Source organism: Mixta mediterraneensis (genome assembly GCF_030283135.1).
In the GTDB taxonomy this organism is placed as follows: domain Bacteria; phylum Pseudomonadota; class Gammaproteobacteria; order Enterobacterales; family Enterobacteriaceae; genus Pantoea; species Pantoea mediterraneensis.
Map to the genome: position 1 here is coordinate 18,748 of NZ_JASUAZ010000032.1, position 20,624 is coordinate 39,371.

15 protein-coding genes and 1 pseudogene are annotated in these 20,624 nt (G+C 51.1%); 8 read left to right on the forward strand and 8 right to left on the reverse strand.

Annotated elements, in window-relative coordinates; all coding sequences use genetic code 11:
* Positions 1-662 precede the first annotated feature (662 nt).
* The 7 genes and pseudogenes from rsmG to ravA form a co-directional block, all read right to left on the reverse strand.
* On the reverse strand, positions 663-1,280 hold the full coding sequence (gene rsmG, locus QRY16_RS16055) for a 16S rRNA (guanine(527)-N(7))-methyltransferase RsmG (protein WP_289777312.1): 618 nt from the start codon (positions 1,278-1,280) through the stop codon (positions 663-665).
* A 47-nt stretch (positions 1,281-1,327) separates the two neighbouring features.
* On the reverse strand, positions 1,328-3,217 hold the full coding sequence (mnmG, locus tag QRY16_RS16060; RefSeq protein WP_193406337.1) for a tRNA uridine-5-carboxymethylaminomethyl(34) synthesis enzyme MnmG: 1,890 nt from the start codon (positions 3,215-3,217) through the stop codon (positions 1,328-1,330).
* A 432-nt stretch (positions 3,218-3,649) separates the two neighbouring features.
* The gene (mioC, locus tag QRY16_RS16065; protein ID WP_193406362.1) at positions 3,650-4,090 is read right to left on the reverse strand and encodes an FMN-binding protein MioC; all 441 of its coding nucleotides are present in this window, start codon (positions 4,088-4,090) and stop codon (positions 3,650-3,652) included.
* Positions 4,091-4,245: 155 nt separating this feature from the next.
* Complete coding sequence (gene asnC / locus QRY16_RS16070; protein ID WP_193406336.1) at positions 4,246-4,707, reverse strand: transcriptional regulator AsnC; 462 nt, start codon at positions 4,705-4,707, stop codon at positions 4,246-4,248.
* Positions 4,708-4,811: 104 nt separating this feature from the next.
* Positions 4,812-6,941: pseudogene (ovoA, locus tag QRY16_RS16075) on the reverse strand (5-histidylcysteine sulfoxide synthase).
* 72 nt (positions 6,942-7,013) lie between these two features.
* Positions 7,014-8,471: an ATPase RavA stimulator ViaA gene (gene viaA / locus QRY16_RS16080; protein ID WP_289777313.1), complete on the reverse strand. Its 1,458-nt coding sequence runs from the start codon at positions 8,469-8,471 to the stop codon at positions 7,014-7,016.
* On the reverse strand, positions 8,468-9,964 hold the full coding sequence (gene ravA, locus QRY16_RS16085) for an ATPase RavA (protein ID WP_289777322.1): 1,497 nt from the start codon (positions 9,962-9,964) through the stop codon (positions 8,468-8,470). The genes viaA and ravA overlap by 4 nt, the downstream gene beginning before the upstream one ends.
* 291 nt (positions 9,965-10,255) lie before the next feature.
* On the opposite strand from ravA, the gene kup reads away from it, so the two are divergent.
* The 8 genes from kup (at position 10,256) to rbsR (ending at position 18,917) form a co-directional block, all read left to right on the forward strand.
* Positions 10,256-12,124 carry a low affinity potassium transporter Kup gene (gene kup / locus QRY16_RS16090; protein WP_289777314.1) on the forward strand — a complete coding sequence of 623 codons (1,869 nt, stop codon included), beginning with the start codon at positions 10,256-10,258 and terminating at the stop codon, positions 12,122-12,124.
* 418 nt (positions 12,125-12,542) lie between these two features.
* Positions 12,543-12,938 carry a YgiW/YdeI family stress tolerance OB fold protein gene (locus tag QRY16_RS16095; protein ID WP_289777315.1) on the forward strand — a complete coding sequence of 132 codons (396 nt, stop codon included), beginning with the start codon at positions 12,543-12,545 and terminating at the stop codon, positions 12,936-12,938.
* A 183-nt stretch (positions 12,939-13,121) separates the two neighbouring features.
* Positions 13,122-13,541 carry a D-ribose pyranase gene (gene rbsD / locus QRY16_RS16100; protein ID WP_289777316.1) on the forward strand — a complete coding sequence of 140 codons (420 nt, stop codon included), beginning with the start codon at positions 13,122-13,124 and terminating at the stop codon, positions 13,539-13,541.
* Between the two features lie 7 nt (positions 13,542-13,548).
* The gene (gene rbsA, locus QRY16_RS16105) at positions 13,549-15,057 is read left to right on the forward strand and encodes a ribose ABC transporter ATP-binding protein RbsA (protein ID WP_289777317.1); all 1,509 of its coding nucleotides are present in this window, start codon (positions 13,549-13,551) and stop codon (positions 15,055-15,057) included.
* Positions 15,054-16,025, forward strand: a complete 972-nt coding sequence (gene rbsC / locus QRY16_RS16110; RefSeq protein WP_289777318.1) for a ribose ABC transporter permease — start codon at positions 15,054-15,056, stop codon at positions 16,023-16,025. The genes rbsA and rbsC overlap by 4 nt, the downstream gene beginning before the upstream one ends.
* A 26-nt stretch (positions 16,026-16,051) precedes the next feature.
* Positions 16,052-16,927: a ribose ABC transporter substrate-binding protein RbsB gene (rbsB, locus tag QRY16_RS16115; protein ID WP_289777319.1), complete on the forward strand. Its 876-nt coding sequence runs from the start codon at positions 16,052-16,054 to the stop codon at positions 16,925-16,927.
* 63 nt (positions 16,928-16,990) lie between these two features.
* Positions 16,991-17,920: a ribokinase gene (gene rbsK, locus QRY16_RS16120; RefSeq protein ID WP_193406327.1), complete on the forward strand. Its 930-nt coding sequence runs from the start codon at positions 16,991-16,993 to the stop codon at positions 17,918-17,920.
* A 4-nt stretch (positions 17,921-17,924) separates the two neighbouring features.
* Positions 17,925-18,917: a ribose operon transcriptional repressor RbsR gene (rbsR, locus tag QRY16_RS16125; RefSeq protein WP_419776141.1), complete on the forward strand. Its 993-nt coding sequence runs from the start codon at positions 17,925-17,927 to the stop codon at positions 18,915-18,917.
* Here rbsR and mdtD read toward each other — a convergent pair.
* Positions 18,914-20,317 carry a multidrug transporter subunit MdtD gene (gene mdtD, locus QRY16_RS16130; protein ID WP_289777320.1) on the reverse strand — a complete coding sequence of 468 codons (1,404 nt, stop codon included), beginning with the start codon at positions 20,315-20,317 and terminating at the stop codon, positions 18,914-18,916. The two genes, rbsR and mdtD, sit on opposite strands and share 4 nt — an antisense overlap.
* Positions 20,318-20,624 lie beyond the last annotated feature (307 nt).

Consider the following 20,624-nt stretch of genomic DNA (forward strand, 5'->3'; position numbering starts at 1 on the left):
ACTGCCTTTACTCATTTGAGTCAAGCAGCAAAAGCCGTGCAAATTATACGGGCCGCACCTGCGATTTCAATCGCTAAGTAGCGAAAAGGTGAACAATTATTTAAATTTCTTTCCGGACGGCTATTTTTCCAAACCTTTGTCCGATGGAATGTCCAGGCAGGCAGCCGAAAACAGGCTTGTATGTGGCTTTTAAAGCGTGCTTTAGATCACATAATAAGCATTTATTCCGCTCATACTTTTACGACTGAACAAGAATTGTCATTTTTGATATTAGAACAATATATTAACAATCAATCAGTTAAATATAATACTCGCTTTCACGCAGCTTATTATCGATGAAAACACGCTATTGACACCAAAGAGGACAATAAAAGTGTGTAATTGATATTACGCACGTCAGGTTATTACTGAGATATATTTACGGGCGTGACTATCTGTATTCCAATAAACAGGGCTATAAGTATTTTTTCTGATAAAAAATTGTGAATTAAAAGTTAAATGTAACAGACTTTTTCGGATAATTTCCGTCGGTTTTTTTACCTTATTTCTTCGCAGGTGTAATAAAAAAAGCATGAGACAAAAAAACTAACTGCTGTTTTTTTAGCCGGTGATTTTGCTAAGCCAAATCGTGAACCGGCTCTTAATCCACACTGTTTAAAAGATTATTCGCGGCCGATGATCACCAGATGGCGTTCACCGTCCAGCTGTGGCACCTTCAACTCAACAAGGGCATTCAGGTGATACCCTGATGGCAGCGTAGCGATCTCTTCATCAGGACGAACGCCTTTTAACGCAAAAAAGTGGCCTTCTGGCGCGGGCAAATGATGACACCAGTTAATCATGTCCTCAAGTGAGGCAAATGCGCGGCTAATGACGCCGTCAAATAGTGGTTCAGCAGAAAACGCCTCTACCCTACTCTGCACGGGCGTAATATTTTCCAGTCCAAGTTCATGCTGGACCTGACGCAGAAAACGTACCCGTTTACCCAGGCTGTCGAGCAGTGTGAAATGGGTATCAGGCATCACAATTGCCAGCGGTATACCAGGCAGGCCGGGACCGGTGCCGACATCAATAAAGCGTGAACCTTTGAGATGTGGCGCGACAACAATGCTGTCGAGAATATGACGTACCAGCATCTGCTGTGGATCGCGCACGGAGGTCAGGTTGTAGGCTTTGTTCCACTTATCCAGCAATGCAACGTAAGCGAGCAGTTGCTGTTTTTGTTGATCGGAGAGGGTAATATTGGCCGCTTGCAGCAGCGTGGTGAGTTTGTTAATCACAGCGTGAGTCCAGTCAGCGGGGGCGAGCTGCCTCGCCCCGTTCCAGGTCAGGCGCTTTTGCGCAGCAGCCCTTGTTTTTTCAAATAAATAAGCAAAATAGAAATCGCAGCCGGTGTGATACCGGAAATGCGCGAAGCCTGACCAATGGTTGTCGGTTTATGATCGTTCAGCTTGGCGATTACTTCATTCGACAGGCCATTGACCTGACGATAATCCAGATCGACAGGCAACAAAGTACTCTCATTACGCTGCTGGCGATCAATTTCTTCCTGCTGACGCGCAATATAACCTTCGTATTTTACCTGAATTTCAACCTGTTCCGCCGCCTGTTGATCAGCCAGTGCCGGGCCAAAGCCATCCAGGGTCATCATTGCCAGATAAGTCATTTCCGGGCGACGCAGCAAATCTTCGCCGTTGGCTTCTTTGGTTAACGGCGCGCTCAGTGCAGTATTCACGTTAGCAACATTGTCAGATTTTGGATGAACCCAGATGTCGCGCAGACGCTGACGCTCCTGCTCAATGGCTTCCAGTTTCTGATTAAATCGTGTCCAGCGAGCATCATCGACCAACCCAAGTTCACGACCGGTTTCCGTCAGACGCAGATCAGCATTGTCTTCACGCAGCATCAAACGGTATTCCGCGCGCGAGGTAAACATGCGATACGGTTCTTTAGTGCCAAGGGTGCAGAGATCGTCAACCAGAACCCCGAGGTAAGCCTGATCGCGGCGCGGTGCCCAGCCTTCTTTATCGGCAGACTGACGCGCTGCATTCAGACCCGCCAGTAAACCTTGCGCAGCGGCTTCTTCATAACCGGTGGTGCCATTGATCTGCCCGGCAAAGAACAGACCGTGGATATATTTACTTTCCAGCGTTGGCTTAAGATCGCGCGGATCAAAGAAATCATACTCAATGGCATAGCCCGGGCGAACGATTCTGGCATTTTCCAGGCCCTGCATTGAGCGAACAATTTGCATCTGTACATCGAACGGCAGGCTGGTGGAGATGCCATTTGGATAAATTTCGGTGCTGGTCAAGCCTTCCGGCTCAAGGAAGATTTGATGCGCATTGCGATCGGCAAAACGCATCACTTTATCTTCTATCGATGGACAATAGCGCGGACCGATCCCTTCAATGATCCCGGCATACATCGGGCTACGATCAAGGTTATTGCGGATCACATCATGCGTCTTTTCGTTAGTGTGGGTGATCCAGCATGGTACCTGTTGTGGATGCTGCGCGCTGTTACCCATAAACGAAAAGACCGGCATTGGGTTGTCGCCATGCTGTGGCGTCAGCACGCTAAAGTCGATAGAACGGGCATCAATACGCGGTGGCGTCCCGGTTTTCAGGCGATTTACGCGTAGAGGCAAAGCACGCAGACGCTTTGCCAGCGGGATGGATGGCGGATCGCCAGCCCGGCCACCGCTGTAATTATCCAGCCCGATATGAATTTTTCCGTCAAGGAAAGTCCCGACTGTAAGCACTACGGTTTTAGCACGGAATTTCAGTCCCATTTGCGTCACCGCACCCACCACACGATCATTTTCAACAATCAGATCGTCAACCGCCTGCTGGAAGATCATCAGGTTCGGTTGATGTTCAAGTGCGGTACGCACTGCCTGGCGGTAAAGCACGCGATCGGCCTGTGCGCGGGTCGCTCGAACCGCAGGGCCTTTGCTTGCGTTTAGTATCCTAAACTGAATACCGGCCTGGTCGATCGCACTGGCCATCAAACCGCCTAAGGCATCCACTTCCTTCACCAAATGTCCTTTCCCAATACCACCGATCGCCGGGTTACAGGACATTTGTCCAAGCGTATCAATGTTATGGGTGAGTAAAAGGGTTTGCTGACCCATTCGGGCAGCGGCCATTGCGGCTTCTGTACCCGCATGACCACCACCGATTACGATGACGTCAAAAGGATCTTGATAAAACATGGAGTGGTACCTCGTTGATGAACGGTCAGGGATCGTTGTCCTTGGGCCGTGGATTCTACTTAAATTCAGGACAGGGTGAAAGCGGTGGGATCGTCAGGGTTTAAAAGAAAAGATCTTTATTCTGTATATGATCTTTCTGTTAGATCTCTTATTAGGATCGCGCTCTCTTGTGGGTATCTGCCAAAAAGAGTGTTAAAACAAAAGCATGGTAACGATCGTTAGCTGTGAATGATCGGTGATCCTGATCCGTATAACCTGAGATCAAAACCGCACCTTATCCACAGCTCAAAAAACATACTTGGGTTGTTCGTGGGATAACTACCGGTTATACGCAGGAATAAAGGGGAGTTATCCACAACTGATCCGCTTTCAAATGGATTAAATCAGCATTTTCCACCAGGGATCGCAGATATTTCCCGATCCTCTGTCGGATCAAATCAGCGTTTTCCAGCCTGCGACCCACTCTTCTGCCGGATCTTCAGGAATCTCATGCTCTAATACATCAATTTCCAGTCGATCGCCGATACGTTGAGCACCACGTGCGATCAGTAACGCGTCTATATTACGGATCGCGCCACAAAACAGATCGTATTCGTGATTGCCAATACCAACAGCGCCAAAGCGCACCGCAGAGAGATCGGGTTGGCTTTCATTAATAGCATCGTAAAACGGAATCAGGTTATCCGGCAGCTCACCTGCACCGTGGGTAGATGACACAATCAGCCAGATACCCTTCTGCGGCACGTCATCCAGTTCCGGTCCATGCAGCAGCTGCGTTGAGAAGCCAGCTTCCTGCAACTTTTCTTCCAGATGTTCAGCAACGTATTCGGCGCTGCCCAACGTGCTCCCACTGATTAACGTAATATCGGCCATCATGCTCTCCCGAACTAAAGGCGAGCATTGTACGCTGTGATCAAGCCGTGATCCACCTGTGGAAAACAGGGTTAATAGATCAAATAAGGTGAACACAACCATTGGGAGACGGCGAATTCACGTGGGATAAGGTTATACACAGGGCGGGCGAATAATCAGGGTTTGATCGTGCGCATGATCGGGTTTTGCAGGGAGATCAGCGTTTCGGTGGACTGAATTTCATCGATGGTCTGGATCTTATTAATTAACACCTGCTGCAACGCGTCAATGGAGCGACACATCACTTTGATAAAGATGCTGTAATGGCCGGTGGTGTACCAGGCTTCTACCACCTCGTCCAGCGCATTGAGTTTGCTAAGTGCAGCAGGATAATCTCGGGCGCTTTTCAGGATAATGCCAATAAAACAGCACACGTCGAAACCCAGTTGTCGTGGATCGATTTCAACACGCGTACCCAAAATAATCCCGGCCTGCTTCATCTTCTCCACGCGGACATGAATAGTACCGGGGCTTACGTTGAACTGTTTTGCCAGCTCAGCATACGCGGTGCGTGCGTTATCGAGCAGCGCATTTAAAATGCCGCGATCCAGATTATCCAGTTGCAGATGTTCGGCCATTTTCACCCTCGTTATGTTTATTCTTCATTGAACAGAGGAGAATGTGCAGTAAAATGCGGGATTAGGCAATGTATCGGCAGCGGCGAATGCCGCTGCCTGATCGGTTAACGCTTACGCCAGATCGTCACTTGTGCCTGCGTATGCTGGAATTTACGCGCGGTTTCACGAATGACAAAAGGCACATCCTGCGGCATACCGGTTTGCTCGAAATCGGCAGCCAGTAACCGCTGTAGCGCTTGCAAAGTGGTCAGCGCCTCGCCATTTTCGCGTATGCCACCAAGCCAGTTTTCCTTTGGCGTAAACTCTTCCAGCCAGGTATAGGGTGAAGAGAGCAACAGGATACCGCCCGAACGTAGCATTGGCGTAATGTCTTGCAGAAAACGCTTTGGCTGACGCAGGCGATCAATCAGGTTAGAAGCCAGTACCAGATCGTAGCATTGTGGCTGCGGTTTCAGGCATCGCCCTGAATAAACTGAATCCGTTGCGCTATCTCGCTATCCAGATTAAAATCTTTCAGCCGGACCTGACGGTATTCCACCAGCTCGCCTTCTTCCGGCACTACATAGCGGAAGTCTTCGCCAGTGGTAAGTTGAAGTGCGACATCAATGAAGCGAGCTGAATAATCCATGCCGACTACACGGTCAAAATGCCGTGCCAGCTCAAAACTGGCGCGACCGGTAGCGCAGCCAATATCTAAGGCCGTGCCGCGCTGTGTCGTATGCTGCAGCGCCAGTTTCACCAGCGTTTTGGCGTAGTTTTCCACCCCGAAATAGCGCGGACCATACTGAAAATCAAGGTACTGGGACACCATGCTGTCGGTTTCATAAGGATTCAGCATCATGGTTTCTTCATGAGAAGACACGACATAACGGAAACCTGCATGCTGAAAGAAGTGACGACGGAAAGCGTAACGCGCTGATTTCAGGGCTTCATTACCCGTGGAAATCCAGCTGCCACCTTTAATAAGTGAATGTTTACCGTCAAAGGTTGGCGTAGAGAAGTCATCATATAAAGGATGGACTTTGAAGCCTTCGAAACCGTTGGTTGGCGTGGTTGTCCATTGCCAGACGTTGCCAACCACATCGAAAAAATCACCTTGTGGAAACTGATCGACAGGATTTGAAGAGGCCCAGTACGCCAGATTGACGTTGCCGGGCGCACTTTCCCAGTTTGGCTGATCGCCTTCGACCTGTTCGCGCAGTTGGACCCATTCTGCTTCGCAGGGAAGCTGGATAGATTTTCCTGTCTGATCGGCTTTCCAGCGGCAAAGCCGAAGCTTCCAGCTGATTGACTTCAGCGGGCCAGTCCCATGGCATCATCACTTCTTCAGTCATCAGACGTAGTTTTAGCTGATCGGGTATCTCTGGATTACCGACCCAGAAGGTTGGCCTATCTGCCTGGGCAAATTCACGCCAGCCCCAACCCTCCTCATCCCACCAGCGCGCATCCTGATACCCACCCGCACTGATAAATTCATAAAACTCAGCATTACTTACCAGCATTTTGCTGGCTTTGAACGGTTTCAGCTCCACATACTGCGTGCCGTATTCATTATCCCAGCCGTAGGTATCATCGGTTTTTCCTAAAGCGATACGACCACCAGGCATGTTTACCAGGGTATTAGCGGGAACGTCACTGCGAAGGTGGCGCGCATCTGGACAGACGGGCCATTGCGGTTGTGGTTTGACCCATTCAACCGGCAACTGGCGTATCAGTACGCTGGAGGTTTCCAGATGAATACGCTCATGCTCAATACCCATTAAAATCACCCATGCCGGGCTGTCCCGGTCAATGGGCAATTCCAGCGGCATGGTTTGGATAAATTCACTGACCAGCGTTTTGACGCTGCCGCGATAATCACGGACCGCTTCAACGGTCGGCCATTCATAATGGCTGTCATCAAGATCATCCCAGCTCATCTCATCAACACCGATCGCCATCATTGCTTCAATACGATCGTCTAAGCGTGAATCAATAAAACGGCCAGCCATCAGCTTATTAATGAAGAAGGTGGCGGTATGACCAAAATAGAAGATCAGCGGATGACGCAGCGGGATTGCTTTGGTAAACCAGGCGCGTTGATCCGCGAGACAGGTAAACAGATTTTCGTACAGTTCCCAGGTTTGCGTAAAATATGCCAGCAGCTCAGCACGTTTTTGTTCGACATTATGACCAGACAGCAGCAAAGTACGCGTCGGTGCAGGCAGATCGCGATGAGATTGGACCATTGTCACAAGAAGCTCCAGATTGCTGAGTGAGTAAAAGCAAGTATTCACTATAGCAAATAAGGGTTTCTGCCAGATGACTTAGCGACGCCAGTGACGCAGCAGGCGGCTTTTCATGCCAGTATCGAAACGCCAGATATGATCAAAGATACGCAAAATGCCGGGCTTGCCGTGAGTGGACATCGCGACGGCATGAAAACGCTGTTGATGATGGCGCTGGCGCTGTTTAATGGCGCTGACGACCTCTTCCGGCAAACGCTGGGCGATAAAGTCAGAAATGATCACCGCGTCGGCTTCCTGCCAGGCAGGGCCTTCCATACGCTTTACGGTTGACGAAAGGCAAGCGGCGAGATCGGTGCCACCACGAAAACGCTGGCTGAGAAAGCGAATAGCCTGCTCCAGACCATCGTCCCCCGTTAATTCATATCCGATCACGTCATGGGCGAACAGCATAATGTAGCAACGACGGCGATCGGCCAGCGCGACTTTCAGTAATGCCAGACAAAAAGCTTTCGCGCAGCGTTCATTAAAGCCTCCCATCGAGCCGGATGTATCAACGCAGACAATGAACGGGCCGCGTGGCTGCTCCTCATGATGCTGGTGGGCAACCGGACGCATCGACACTTTTTCATGCCAGGCATCGCCTTGCAGCTTGTAAGTCAGCAGCCGTTTTTCTACCAGACGGCGATAAAATTCCAGTTCCAGCTCGCTAATGCTAAGCGCTGCCAGTTCGGGAGGAAGCAAACGCAGCATGTCATCGCTTTGATGAATACCGCTAACTTCTTCTGGTACTGCAGCCGGTTCATGCACTAGATAATGAAAGGCTTCCACAGGCGCATCTTTCGACGGCACCGATTTAGCCTCGCGGCTGCGGCCCAGCTGCTGAGCCAGCTTCATCAGCTCCGGCTGCTGGGCCAGAAATTCACCGTATTGCAGCATTAACTGATAATCACTGGGTTGCAGCGACGTTTTGCTCATGTCCCACAAGCGGCCCGCTGCCGTTTCATCGTCACTCAGTATCGGTGCAAGTTGACCACTCAGCGCCATGCGCTGCTGCAATTCAGTCATCAGGCGCTCACGCTGCTGTTCCAGCAATTGCTCATTTAACGTCAGGGTCTGGAGCGTAAGGCTGAGCCGCCGGCGCTGCAAAAAAAGCGTATATTGCGCCGGGCTGAGTTGCTGAGCGTTGGTGTGATGGAGAAGTCGGTTTGCTTCATCAAGGAACGGGGAGGAGAGCTGCTCCAGCGTAGTCAACGTATCAGCGAGTTGGTGATTAAATTCAGCATGGCTGTATAACTGCACACGCTGAAAAAGCTGAAATTCCTGTGACAAGTTTTCCGGTACTGGCGTGGCCTTTAATTCTGCAATGATTTCTGTTTTCCAGCGTGGCACATCCCATAGCAGCGCCTGCTTCAGACCCGGAAATTTTTTAAAAAACAGCGTTAATTGTGGCGTTGCCAGCAGCGCGATAATCAATTCTTCAATTAATTCGGCTTCCCCGATGGAAAGCAGTGTGCTGAGCGCTTCCAGAGAAATCATTTACGCGCCTGTTGCAGCTGTTCCGCGACATCCTGCAGGCTGGTCTCAACCCGTGCCAGCCAGTCGTCGCTGATAAATAAACAGCGTTGATGCTGGCTAAAAAGGTGACGCTGGGCGCGTAACTGGGCATCAAGCTCGTCCAGCGCGCTGATAATTTCCTCCGGCAGTTCGTTGCTGCTGCTGGCTCCTGGTAACGTCAGGCGCACGGTCTGCAAGCTAACGTCGCGTACCGCCAGGCAATGTTGGTTATCGACCAGTAAATCCAGCGACTGGGCAAAACCTATCCCATTGAGTTTGCCGCGAATATCGCCGCCTTTTTGTAGCCATTGATTCAACGCGTCACGGGCAATAACAAGGTGCGTCACCTGCATGTCATGTAGCGTCAGCGGTTGTTGCAGCATTAACGTTAACTGTTCATCAGTGAAGCTTTCGGGCAAATCGTAATGGGGCTTACGACTGAACATACCGCTGTGTTTTTCAAGCGTGATCGCTTGCGCCACGCTTTGCTGCTGCTGTAATGCCATACGGCGCGCTTTAATTTGTTGCAGTTTGAACAATAGGGATTGCTGCTGCCATGCGTGCTGCGTCATTAACTGGTCGATCTCACGATCCAGCAGCTGCATGGAGGCGACATCGTGCCACAGGCAATCCTTCAGCAGAATAAGATCAATGGGAGCAATGGTGCTGCGGCCGCTGTAAAACGCGCTGGCCTGCAACAAATGAATGGCTTTTTTCCAGCGACGATCGGAGATATAAGGCGCTTCCGGATGATTTTCTAACTGCTGGCGCAGCTGGTAAATCAGCTCAAAGACATTATCCGGCAAATTGACCTGGCTGATGCTCTGCTGCCATTGCCGGTATTCATCGTCGCTGATACGCAGCGATTCCGCGACGGGATTGGCATTTTCATCCTGCTGGTGGGTTAACATGCTGCGGAAGTTTTGCTTCTCATGCACGTTGTCCAGCCACAGGCGGATTAACATGCGATCATAGAGCGCCTCCAGCCCGCTGTCGGCTTCTGGCAGTTCGTTGGACGCAGCGACCAGCAGGCGCATGGGAATTTTTTCTTCGCTGTCGCCATTGCGGAAACGGCGTTCGTTAATCGCGGTTAGCAAGGTATTTAAAATTGCCGGACCGGCTTTCCAGATCTCATCAAGAAAAACGATTTCAGCGTCAGGCAAATAGCCTTTAGTAAGCCGCTGATAGCGTCCTTCATCTTTGAGTGCCTGAATCGATAGCGGGCCAAACACTTCTTCCGGTGTGGAGAAACGGGTCATCAGATATTCAAAGGCGCGGGCATTCTGGAAAGCATATTTCAGGCGGCGAGCTATCAGGCTTTTAGCAATGCCTGGCGGCCCCAGCAGGAACACGCTTTCACCGCTCAGAGCGGCCAGCAAACACAGGCGAATGGCGTGATGGCGTTCATACAAGCCTTTTTCTAACGCGTTGCTGAGGCGAGAAATTCTTTCAGCCAAAAGATGGGGTTGAACCATAATCACATCATTGTCCTTACGATCGTCGAGCCGCCGTGCTTTAGCGAACGCAATACTTTATAGATTATGATGCGTGAAAGCGTTGATAGCTGTCAGCTTTTTTGTTTCAGAAGGTTCTACCGCGTTAAAAACGCCCTTAAATCACTATTTTTACGAGAAAAACAGCCAGATGGTGGATGACCATACGGTTTACAGGGATAGGATTTTTTGCGAATAGGTGCATACTGTGCGCTTTTTGATGGCTTGAGCGAGAGGTTTTATGCCTCTCAGGCTCCAACAAAAGACAACTCTATGAGCTCGGAAAATAAGCAGTCGCTCGGTGGATTAACGCTGGCCGCTATTGGTGTGGTTTATGGCGATATTGGTACCAGTCCGCTGTATACCTTGCGTGAATGCCTGTCAGGTCAGTTTGGTTTCGGGGTAGAACACGAAGCCATATTGGGTTTCTTATCATTGATTTTCTGGCTATTAGTGTTGGTGGTTTCACTTAAATACATCAGCTATGTGATGCGTGCCGATAATGCCGGCGAAGGTGGAATTTTAACTTTGATGTCGCTGGCGGGCCGCCATACCGGCGCGCGTGCTACGGCGGTGCTGGTGATTATGGGGCTGGTTGGCGGCAGCTTCTTCTACGGTGAAGTGGTGATCACGCCCGCTATTTCTGTGATGTCAGCGATTGAGGGGCTGGAAATTGCCGCGCCGTCACTTGAGCGGTTTATCGTACCGCTTTCCATCGCGGTGTTAACCCTGCTGTTTATGATTCAAAAGCACGGCACCGGCATTGTCGGTAAGCTGTTTGCGCCGGTGATGTTGCTATGGTTTTTGGTACTGGCGGCGCTTGGCATCAGCGGTATTATGAAGAATCCCGAGGTGTTGCAGGCGTTAAATCCAGCATATGCGGTTAATTTCTTTATCCACTACAAGTCTATTTCATTCTTTGCGCTCGGTGCGGTAGTGCTGGCCATTACCGGTGTAGAGGCGCTGTATGCGGATATGGGCCATTTCGGCAAAATGCCGATTCGTCTTGCCTGGTTCTCGGTAGTGCTGCCATCGCTGGGACTGAACTATTTCGGTCAGGGTGCATTATTGCTCACCGATCCTGCCGCGATTAAAAATCCGTTCTTTCTGCTGGCACCTGAATGGGCGTTAATTCCCATGTTGATCCTTGCCACGCTGGCGACGGTAATTGCCTCGCAGGCTGTGATTTCTGGCGTCTTCTCGCTGACGCGCCAGGCGGTTCGTCTCGGTTATCTTCCGGGTATGCGCATTATCCACACGTCAGAGAAAGAGTCTGGCCAGATCTATATCCCGACGATTAACTGGGCGCTCTATTTTGCGGTGGTGATTGTCATCGTTAGCTTTGAACACTCCAGTAATCTGGCTGCGGCGTATGGAATTGCGGTGACCGGCACTATGGTCTTGACCTCGATTCTGTCTTGTACGGTGGCGATTAAAAACTGGCACTGGCAGAAGCTGATGGTTGGATTGATCCTGTTACTGATGCTGTGTATCGATATTCCGTTGTTTACCGCTAACCTGATTAAGATTTTCTCCGGCGGCTGGTTGCCGCTTTGTCTTGGACTGGTGATGTTTATCGTTATGACGACCTGGAAAAGCGAGCGTTTTCGTCTGCTGCGTCGTCTACATGAACATGGTAATTCATTAGAGGCGATGATTGTCTCGCTGGAGAAATCGCCACCGGTTCGTGTACCAGGCACGGCGGTGTATATGTCGCGTGCGCTGAACGTCATTCCATTTGCGATGTTGCATAATCTTAAGCACAACAAAGTGTTGCATGAACGCGTCGTGTTACTGACTTTGCGCACCGAAGATGCACCTTACGTGCATAACGTGCGTCGCGTGACCATCGAACAGCTGTCGCCGACCTTCTGGCGCGTGGTAGCAAGCTACGGCTGGCGCGAAACCCCGAATGTAGAAGAAGTGTTCCATCGCTGCGGGCTGGAAGGGCTGAATTGTCGCATGATGGAAACCTCATTCTTTATGTCGCACGAGTCGCTCATCATGGGTAAACGGCCCTGGTATCTGCGGTTACGCGGCAAGCTGTTCCTGGCGCTGCAACGCAATGCGTTGCGCGCGCCGGATCAGTTTGAGATACCACCGAACCGTGTCATTGAGCTAGGCACCCAGGTCGAGATTTAACCGGATTCGCCTGCACGCTGGACGCCTCGGACTCGCGCAAGGTGGCGCATAACCACCGCCTTGCCGCGGGTAAAAAAACAACCTGCCTGCCATACAATGGCGCGATGTGACGCACAAAAGGTAATCTCGTGCCGCAGCCGTTAAGGACTGATCCCGCTTCGCTGGTGATAAACCCATTAATGCTTCATCCCGGCTGGTTCAGCCCCGCTTTGCAGCCATCGCCGGTTACGTGATCGCCTTCAGTGAATAAAACATTTATCGATTTTTCGCAGTTGGAAAGCGTTTTATACGAAGTACCGCGCAGCTTATAGCGCGGCTTTCATTAACTTCGCCTGTTTTTAATCGATACGATCCTGCTAAGAACCTTGTGCTTAACTGTATACATCAAAAAAACTGTTCATGGAAAAAAGGAAACTGTATGAAAAAACAAGCCGTACTATTAGCCGTTGTGATGCTGACATCTACCTCCGTTCTGGCTGCACAAAATGGCGGATTTGTTGATCCTGATGCCCCGGCCGCCCAGGTCAAAAAAGGTGGATTTAGCGCCGATCACACCAGTGTAGTGACTGTTAAGCAGGCTGAAGATATGAAGGATGACAGCTGGATCACCGTGCGCGGCCAGCTGGTAAAACAGCTTGGTGATGAAGATTACCAGTTCCGCGATCAAACCGGCACGATGAAGGTAGAAATCGACCACAAGCGTTGGGACGGGCAAACCATTTCGCCAAAAGACCATGTAGAGCTAACCGGCGAGCTGGATAAAGATTTCAACAGCATTGAGCTGGACGTTAAACACGTCAGGAAACTGCCTTAAAACCTGGATTCAGGGCCGCTTCGGCGGTCCAGTTTTTAATTTCAATCCTTCCCTAAAGCCAAATTCTCTCCTGCGGAAGCGAAACGTTTCGATAGCGATCACACTTCTTTTATCTGGTGATTGAGTTGCTTCTTACTTTTTATACACTGCCGCCAGCGAAACGTTTCGCTGTGGAGTGAATAGATGAAAAAAGGTCGCTTGTTAAACGCTGAACTCTCTCATGTGATTGCCCGTCTGGGACATACGGATACGCTCACGATCGCCGATGCTGGCTTGCCGATTCCGGCGGGGCCGCAGCGTGTCGATTTGGCGCTTACGCCGGGTATGCCCGATTTTATCCACGTGGTCAATGCTGTCACGCTTGAGATGCAGGTAGAAAGCGCCCTGATTGCAGAAGAGATTAAGCTGCACAATCCGCAGCTCCATAGTGCGCTGCTCGCCGTGCTCGAAGCCTTGCAACAGCACCAGGGGAATACCATCGCTGTACGTTACACCAGCCATGAACAGTTCAAACAATATACTCAGCGTAGTCAGGCGGTCATTCGCAGCGGAGAGCGTTCTCCGTATGCGAATGTCATCCTGAGCGCCGGTGTAACCTTCTGAGGGCGCTATGCAACCATTATTGCAACTCATTGGGATTGAAAAATCGTTTCCTGGCGTAAAAGCGTTAAAAGGTGCGTCGCTGGCGGTTTACCCTGGGCGCGTGATGGCGCTGGTAGGTGAAAACGGCGCGGGTAAATCTACCATGATGAAAGTGCTGACCGGCATCTACAGCCGCGATGCCGGATCGCTAAAGTGGCTCGGTGAAGAAACCACATTTAGCGGACCGAAAGCGTCGCAGGATGCAGGCATCGGTATCATTCATCAGGAACTGAATCTGATCCCTCAATTAAGCGTGGCGGAGAATATTTTTCTCGGCCGCGAATTTGTCAGCCGTTTTGGCCGCATTGACTGGAAACGTATGCATGCCGAAGCGGACGCGTTACTGAAACGGCTTAACCTGCGCTTTAACAGCCACAAGCTGGTGGGCGAGCTTTCCATTGGCGATCAGCAAATGGTGGAAATCGCCAGGGTGCTCAGTTTTGAGTCGCAGGTAATCATTATGGATGAGCCGACCGATGCGCTCACCGACACCGAAACCCTCTCGCTATTCAATGTGATTAACGAGCTGAAAGCGCAAGGCTGCGGCATCGTTTATATCTCGCACCGTATGAAAGAGATTTTCGAGATTTGCGATGACGTCACGGTATTTCGCGACGGCCAGTTCATTGCCGAACGTGCAGTCAACGATCTGACAGAAGAGAGCCTGATCGAGATGATGGTCGGACGCAAACTGGAAGATCAATATCCACGTCTTGAACAAGCGCCAGGCGATGTGCGTTTAAAAGTGGAAAATCTGTGCGGGCCGGGGGGGCATAACGTCAGTTTTACGCTGCACAAAGGCGAAATTCTTGGCGTGGCTGGATTAATGGGCGCTGGCCGCACCGAATTAATGAAAGTGCTGTACGGTGCTTTGCCACGTAGCAAAGGCAAAGTATGGCTGGATGCCTGCGAAGTGGTGACGCGCTCGCCACAGGACGGGCTGGCAAATGGCATCGTGTATATCTCTGAAGATCGTAAGCGTGACGGTTTAATTTTGGGCATGTCGGTAAAAGAGAACATGACGTTGACTGCGCTGCGCTATTTCAGTCGCGGCAGTGGCAGCCTGAAGCATGCCGAAGAAGCGTTAGCGGTAGACGATTTTATCCGCCTGTTTAATGTAAAAACGCCGTCAATGATGCAGCCGATTGGCCTGCTGTCTGGTGGTAATCAGCAAAAAGTGGCGATTGCGCGCGGATTAATGACGCGGCCTGACGTGCTGATCCTTGACGAGCCGACGCGCGGCGTTGATGTCGGCGCGAAGAAAGAAATTTATCAGTTAATTAATCAGTTCAAGGCCGAAGGGCTGAGCATCATTTTGGTGTCGTCGGAAATGCCGGAAGTGTTAGGCATGAGCGATCGCATTCTGGTGATGCACGAAGGTTATCTAAGCGGCGAATTTACCCATGAACATGCTACCCAGGAAAACCTGATGGCGGCAGCCGTTGGCAAGCAACACAGCGAGGATTTAGTTGTATGAGTACCCAAACCTTACCTTCCAGTCGCCGCTGGTTTAGCAAAACCTGGCTGCTGGAACAAAAATCGTTGATTGCGTTAATTGTGCTGATTGCCGTGGTGGCAAGCCAAAGCCCGAATTTCTTCACCGTGGCCAATCTGTTCAATATTCTGCAGCAAACCTCGGTGAACGCCATTATGGCGGTGGGTATGACGCTGGTGATTTTAACGTCAGGCATTGATTTGTCGGTGGGGTCGTTACTGGCGCTTACCGGCGCGGTAGCCGCCTCGCTGGTGGGGCTGGAAGTCAATGCGCTGGTAGCAGTGGCCGCTTCGCTGGCGCTGGGCGCAGCCATTGGCGCGGTGACCGGCACGATTGTGGCCCGCGGCAAAGTGCAGGCCTTTATCGCAACCCTGGTAATGATGCTTCTGTTGCGCGGCGTTACCATGGTTTATACCAACGGTAGCCCGATCAATACCGGCTTTAATGACAACGCCGATCTGTTTGGCTGGTTCGGTATTGGCCGGCCGCTGGGTATTCCTACGCCGGTCTGGCTCATGGCGATAGTGTTTATCCTTGCCTGGTACATGCTGCATCACACGCGTCTGGGTCGTTATATCTACGCGCTGGGTGGCAACGAAGCCGCGACACGCTTATCCGGAATTAATGTAAATCGTGTCAAAGTCATTGTTTATTCTTTGTGCGGCATGCTGGCGGCGCTGGCCGGCACCATCGAAGTAGCGCGGCTTTCTTCGGCACAACCGACGGCGGGCACCGGTTATGAACTGGATGCTATCGCTGCCGTGGTCCTGGGCGGAACCAGCCTGGCCGGTGGCAAAGGGCGCATTATGGGCACGCTGATCGGTGCGCTGATCCTCGGCTTCCTGAACAATGGCCTTAACCTGATGAGTGTTTCTTCGTACTACCAGATGATCGTTAAAGCGGTGGTAATCCTGCTGGCGGTGCTGGTGGATAATAAAAGCAGTAAATAACTCTGACCTATACACAGGATGATTAGATGAAAAAGTTGACCGCATTGGCCGTCATTCTTGGCGCCACATTAAGTGCCAGCGCAATGGCAAAGGACACTATCGCGTTGGTGGTTTCTACGCTGAATAACCCATTCTTTGTTTCTCTGAAAGAAGGCGCCCAAAAAGAGGCCGATAAGCTGGGTTACAACCTGGTGGTGCTGGATTCGCAGAACAACCCGGCAAAAGAACTGGCTAACGTGCAGGATTTGACGGTTCGCGGCACTAAGCTGCTGCTGATCAACCCAACTGATTCCGATGCGGTCGGCAATGCGGTAAAAATGGCGAATCAGGCTAATATCCCCGTTATCACCCTGGATCGCGTTGCGACACAAGGCAGCGTGGTGAGCCACGTCGCGTCAGATAACCGTTTTGGCGGTAAAATGGCTGGCGATTATATCGCGAAGAAAGTTGGCGAAAACGCAAAAATCATTGAATTGCAGGGTATCGCTGGCACATCTGCGGCGCGCGAGCGTGGTGAAGGCTTTAAGCAAGCTGCCGATGCCCATAAATTCCAGATACTTGCCAGCCAACCGGCTGATTTTGATCGCACCAAAGGGCTGAACGTAATGCAGAACCTGTTGCAGGCGCATCCTGATGTGCAGGCGGTGTTTGCCCAGAATGATGAAATGGCGCTGGGTGCACTTCGCGCGCTGCAAACCGCCGGTAAAACAGATGTGATGGTGGTCGGCTTTGACGGCACCGCTGATGGCGTTAAAGCCGTTGAATCAGGCAAACTGTCAGCAACCGTTGCGCAGATGCCAGACAAAATTGGCATGATCGGCGTGGACACCGCTGATAAAGTGCTGAAGGGTGAGAAAGTACAGGCTATCAACCCCGTTGACCTGAAACTGGTTATCCAGTAACACAAAGAAAAGCAGGGCATTGCGCCACCCTTCCGGTGGCGCACTCTTTCCGGATTATTTCCTATGAGCAAAAACGCAAAACTGGCCGTTCTTGGTAGCATCAATGCTGATCACATCCTTAATTTGACGCACTTTCCTCGCCCTGGCGAAACGGTGATCGGGAAGCAGTATCAGGTTGCATTTGGCGGCAAAGGCGCGAATCAGGCGGTCGCCGCCGGCCGCGCAGGTGCGGATATTGCATTTATTGCCTGCGTAGGAGGAGATGATATTGGCGAGCGTATTCGTCGACAATTAACCCTGGACAATATTGACGTTGCGCCAGTCGAATGTATTGAAAATGAATCAACCGGCGTGGCGATGATTTTCGTTAATGGCGAAGGCGAAAATAATATTGGAATCTATGCAGGAGCTAACGCGTCATTAACCCCGACTTATGTGGAACGCCATCAATCAGTGATTGTTCAGGCTGATGCGTTACTCATGCAACTTGAATCCCCCCTGGAAAGCGTGTTGGCGGCCGCGACCATTGCCAGCCAGCACCAAACGCAGGTGATCCTTAACCCTGCGCCGGCCACAACCTTGTCAGATGAACTGCTGGCTCTGATCGACATTATCACCCCCAATGAAACCGAAGCGGAAATTCTGACCGGTGTTGCGGTTAATAGCGACGAAGATGCGGCCCGCGCGGCTGAAGCACTGCATGCTAAAGGCATCAAAACAGTCTTGATCACGCTGGGCCGTCGCGGCGTATGGCTGAGTGAACAGAACAATGGTCAGCGTATCGCGGGGTTCAGCGTGAAGGCAGTGGATACTATTGCTGCGGGTGATACCTTCAATGGTGCGTTTATTACGGCACGTCTGGAGGGTAAAACGATGCACGACGCGGTGCGTTTTGCTCATGCCGCTGCGGCGATTGCGGTGACGCGTCCGGGTGCGCAGCCTTCCGTGCCGTGGCGCCCGGAAATCGACGATTTTTTGCAACAGCAGGATTAAGCGCTTGACCACCATGAAAGATGTCGCCCGTAAAGCGGGCGTTTCGACTTCCACTGTTTCCCACGTCATTAATAAAAATCGTTTTGTTAGCGTCGGTGTACGAGAAAAAGTTGAACTGGCAATTCGGGAATTGAACTACGCGCCATCAGCACTGGCGCGTAGTTTGAAGATCAACCAAACCCACACTATCGGGATGTTGATTACTGCGAGCAGTAACCCTTTTTATGCAGAAATTGTGCGTGGCGTTGAGGATAGCTGCTATGAGCGTGGCTACAGCTTGATTCTTGGGAACACGGCAGGCGATGAGGATCGCATGAACCGCAGCCTGGAAACGCTGTTACAAAAGCGCGTCGATGGCTTGCTATTAATGTGTACGGAAAGCCATCTGCCCTCCGCAGATATTCTTAATCGTTATCCTTCTATCCCTACCGTGATGATGGACTGGGCACCGTTCGAAGGACGGGGTGATATTATACAGGACAATGCTTTGCTCGGTGGTGAGCTGGCAACACAGCATTTGATCGACAGCGGCTATACGCGTATTGCCTGTATTGCAGGCCCGCTGGATAAAACGCCGGCACGTATGCGACTTGAAGGTTATAAAAATGCCATGGAAAAAAACGGACTGGATGTTTTGCCTGGTTACGTGGTGGAGAGCGACTTCGAATTTCAGGGCGGTTACAACGCTATGATTGAACTGCTGGCGCTGAAAACGCCGCCACAGGCTGTTTTCACCAGTAATGATGCGATGGCAGTTGGCGTTTATCATGCATTGTATCAGGCAGGTTTACAGATTCCGCAGGATATGGCGGTGATGGGTTATGACGATATTGAACTGGCGCGCTATCTGTCACCACCGTTAAGTACGATTCATCAGCCTAAAAATGAACTGGGCGAGCTGGCGATTGATACGCTGATTCATCGCCTGCGCCATCCCGACGTCAGTCAGCAAACGTTGGTGCTGACGCCGGAACTGATTGTGCGCGGTTCTGCTTAAGACGCCTTCTTCTTTTTATCGCGATTGCTGATCAAATTGCGACCATCGCCATGACGCAACATCATGAACATCAGCGCCGACAACACCGTCACCACGCCCATGGTCAGGAAGGTAGAGTGAAATTGCTGTACCGTGCTGGTATCAAATGCCTGATAGAAACGCAGCACCGCAGCGCTGACGGCCACGCCAAAACTGATCGCCAGCTGCTGCGTCACCGCCAACACGCTGTTCCCGCCACTGGCGTTATCATCATTCAGATCGGCCAGGGTGATGGTATTCATAGCCGTGAACTGTGTCGACATGGCCATTCCAAGAATAAATAGCGGTATGAGTAAAACGAAAATGTTTTCTGTGGGGGACTGCAGCGAAAATGTGGCGATCAACAAACCAATAATAACGGTAATGCTGACGAGCAAGCGGCGATAACCAAACCAGCGCAATAGTTGCGTCACCGTTGACTTTGCCAAAATCGAACCTACGGCAATAGGCGCCATCATGCATCCAGCAATAATCGCTGAATAGCCAAAACCGACCTGCAACATTAATGGCATGAGAAACGGTACGCAGCCGGTGCCGAGGCGCGAAGCGATATTGCCAATAATGCCAACAGAGAAAGTGCGGGTTTTAAACATTGGCAGGTTGATGAGCGGCGAAGAATGGCGGCGCGCATGCACTATATAGAGAAGAAGCAAGACTACGCCGGCAAACAATACGCCTGCTGCCAGCCAGGCAGAAACAATGCGCTCGCCGAACAACTCAATCCCGATCGAAATCATTACTAGCCCAACGCCAAACAGCAAAAAGCCCAGGAAATCAAAACGACGTTTAGGTGTAGTGAAATCAGGCATGTATTTACGTGCGTAAAATATGCCGAGAATGCCGATAGGAATATTAATCAGGAAAATCCAGTGCCAGGTGGCGTAGGTCACCATCAATCCGCCAAGCAGTGGGCCTAATATCGGTCCGACTAATCCCGGCATGGTGACGAAGTTAAGTACCGGCAACAATTCACTGCGGGGATAAGCGCGTAGCAAGGCAAGGCGCGCTACCGGCATCATCATCGCTCCACCGACACCCTGGATAACGCGCGAGATCACTAATATCGAAAGTGTCGGCGATAAGGCGCACGCCAGCGAACCTAAAGTAAAGAGAGAAACCGCGAGAATAAATATTTTGCGTGTGCCGTAACGGTCGGCGAGCCAGCCGCTGACCGGAATTAACATAGCGACGGTGAGCGTGTAACTAATAACGGCGGATTGCATGGCAAGCGGGGAGCGCTCAAGGCTGGTGGCAATAGCCGGTAAAGCAGTGTTGAGGATGGTGGCATCCAGTGCCTGCATAAAAAATGCCATGGCAGCTATCCATGGCAGACCGGCCATACTGCGCGCGGATCGGATCATTGAGTGTCCTTTTAATAGTTATCCAGCGGTAAGAGTAAAAAGGATAGCATTGGCTATAGGGTGCGGTATGCGGCTTTTTACTGTGTGGCTGGCTTTTCTGGGCGTTATTTCGACAAGAAACGCCTGCTTTTAACGCGTTCGGTTAAAAAAAAGACGCTCGGTAAATTTATTTAAAGAAATGCTTGTCAGCCCGTAAGAACTCCCTATAATGCGCCTCCACTGACACGGCACACCGGCTTACGGTATGACGTGCTGGCAGGTTCGGGAGACTGAGCCGCCGGAGAAAAACTTCTCAGAAAGAGGTTGA

Coding starts and splice junctions, on each gene's coding strand:
- ravA (WP_289777322.1), bottom strand. CDS start 9,964: ATGGTTCAACCCCATCTTTTGGCTGAAAGAATTTCTCGCCTCAGCAAC.
- mdtD (WP_289777320.1), bottom strand. CDS start 20,317: ATGATCCGATCCGCGCGCAGTATGGCCGGTCTGCCATGGATAGCTGCC.
- rbsD (WP_289777316.1), top strand. CDS start 13,122: ATGAAAAAAGGTCGCTTGTTAAACGCTGAACTCTCTCATGTGATTGCC.
- mioC (WP_193406362.1), bottom strand. CDS start 4,090: ATGGCCGATATTACGTTAATCAGTGGGAGCACGTTGGGCAGCGCCGAA.
- rbsB (WP_289777319.1), top strand. CDS start 16,052: ATGAAAAAGTTGACCGCATTGGCCGTCATTCTTGGCGCCACATTAAGT.
- mnmG (WP_193406337.1), bottom strand. CDS start 3,217: ATGTTTTATCAAGATCCTTTTGACGTCATCGTAATCGGTGGTGGTCAT.
- kup (WP_289777314.1), top strand. CDS start 10,256: ATGAGCTCGGAAAATAAGCAGTCGCTCGGTGGATTAACGCTGGCCGCT.
- rbsK (WP_193406327.1), top strand. CDS start 16,991: ATGAGCAAAAACGCAAAACTGGCCGTTCTTGGTAGCATCAATGCTGAT.
- rbsA (WP_289777317.1), top strand. CDS start 13,549: ATGCAACCATTATTGCAACTCATTGGGATTGAAAAATCGTTTCCTGGC.
- asnC (WP_193406336.1), bottom strand. CDS start 4,707: ATGGCCGAACATCTGCAACTGGATAATCTGGATCGCGGCATTTTAAAT.
- viaA (WP_289777313.1), bottom strand. CDS start 8,471: ATGATTTCTCTGGAAGCGCTCAGCACACTGCTTTCCATCGGGGAAGCC.
- rbsC (WP_289777318.1), top strand. CDS start 15,054: ATGAGTACCCAAACCTTACCTTCCAGTCGCCGCTGGTTTAGCAAAACC.
- QRY16_RS16095 (WP_289777315.1), top strand. CDS start 12,543: ATGAAAAAACAAGCCGTACTATTAGCCGTTGTGATGCTGACATCTACC.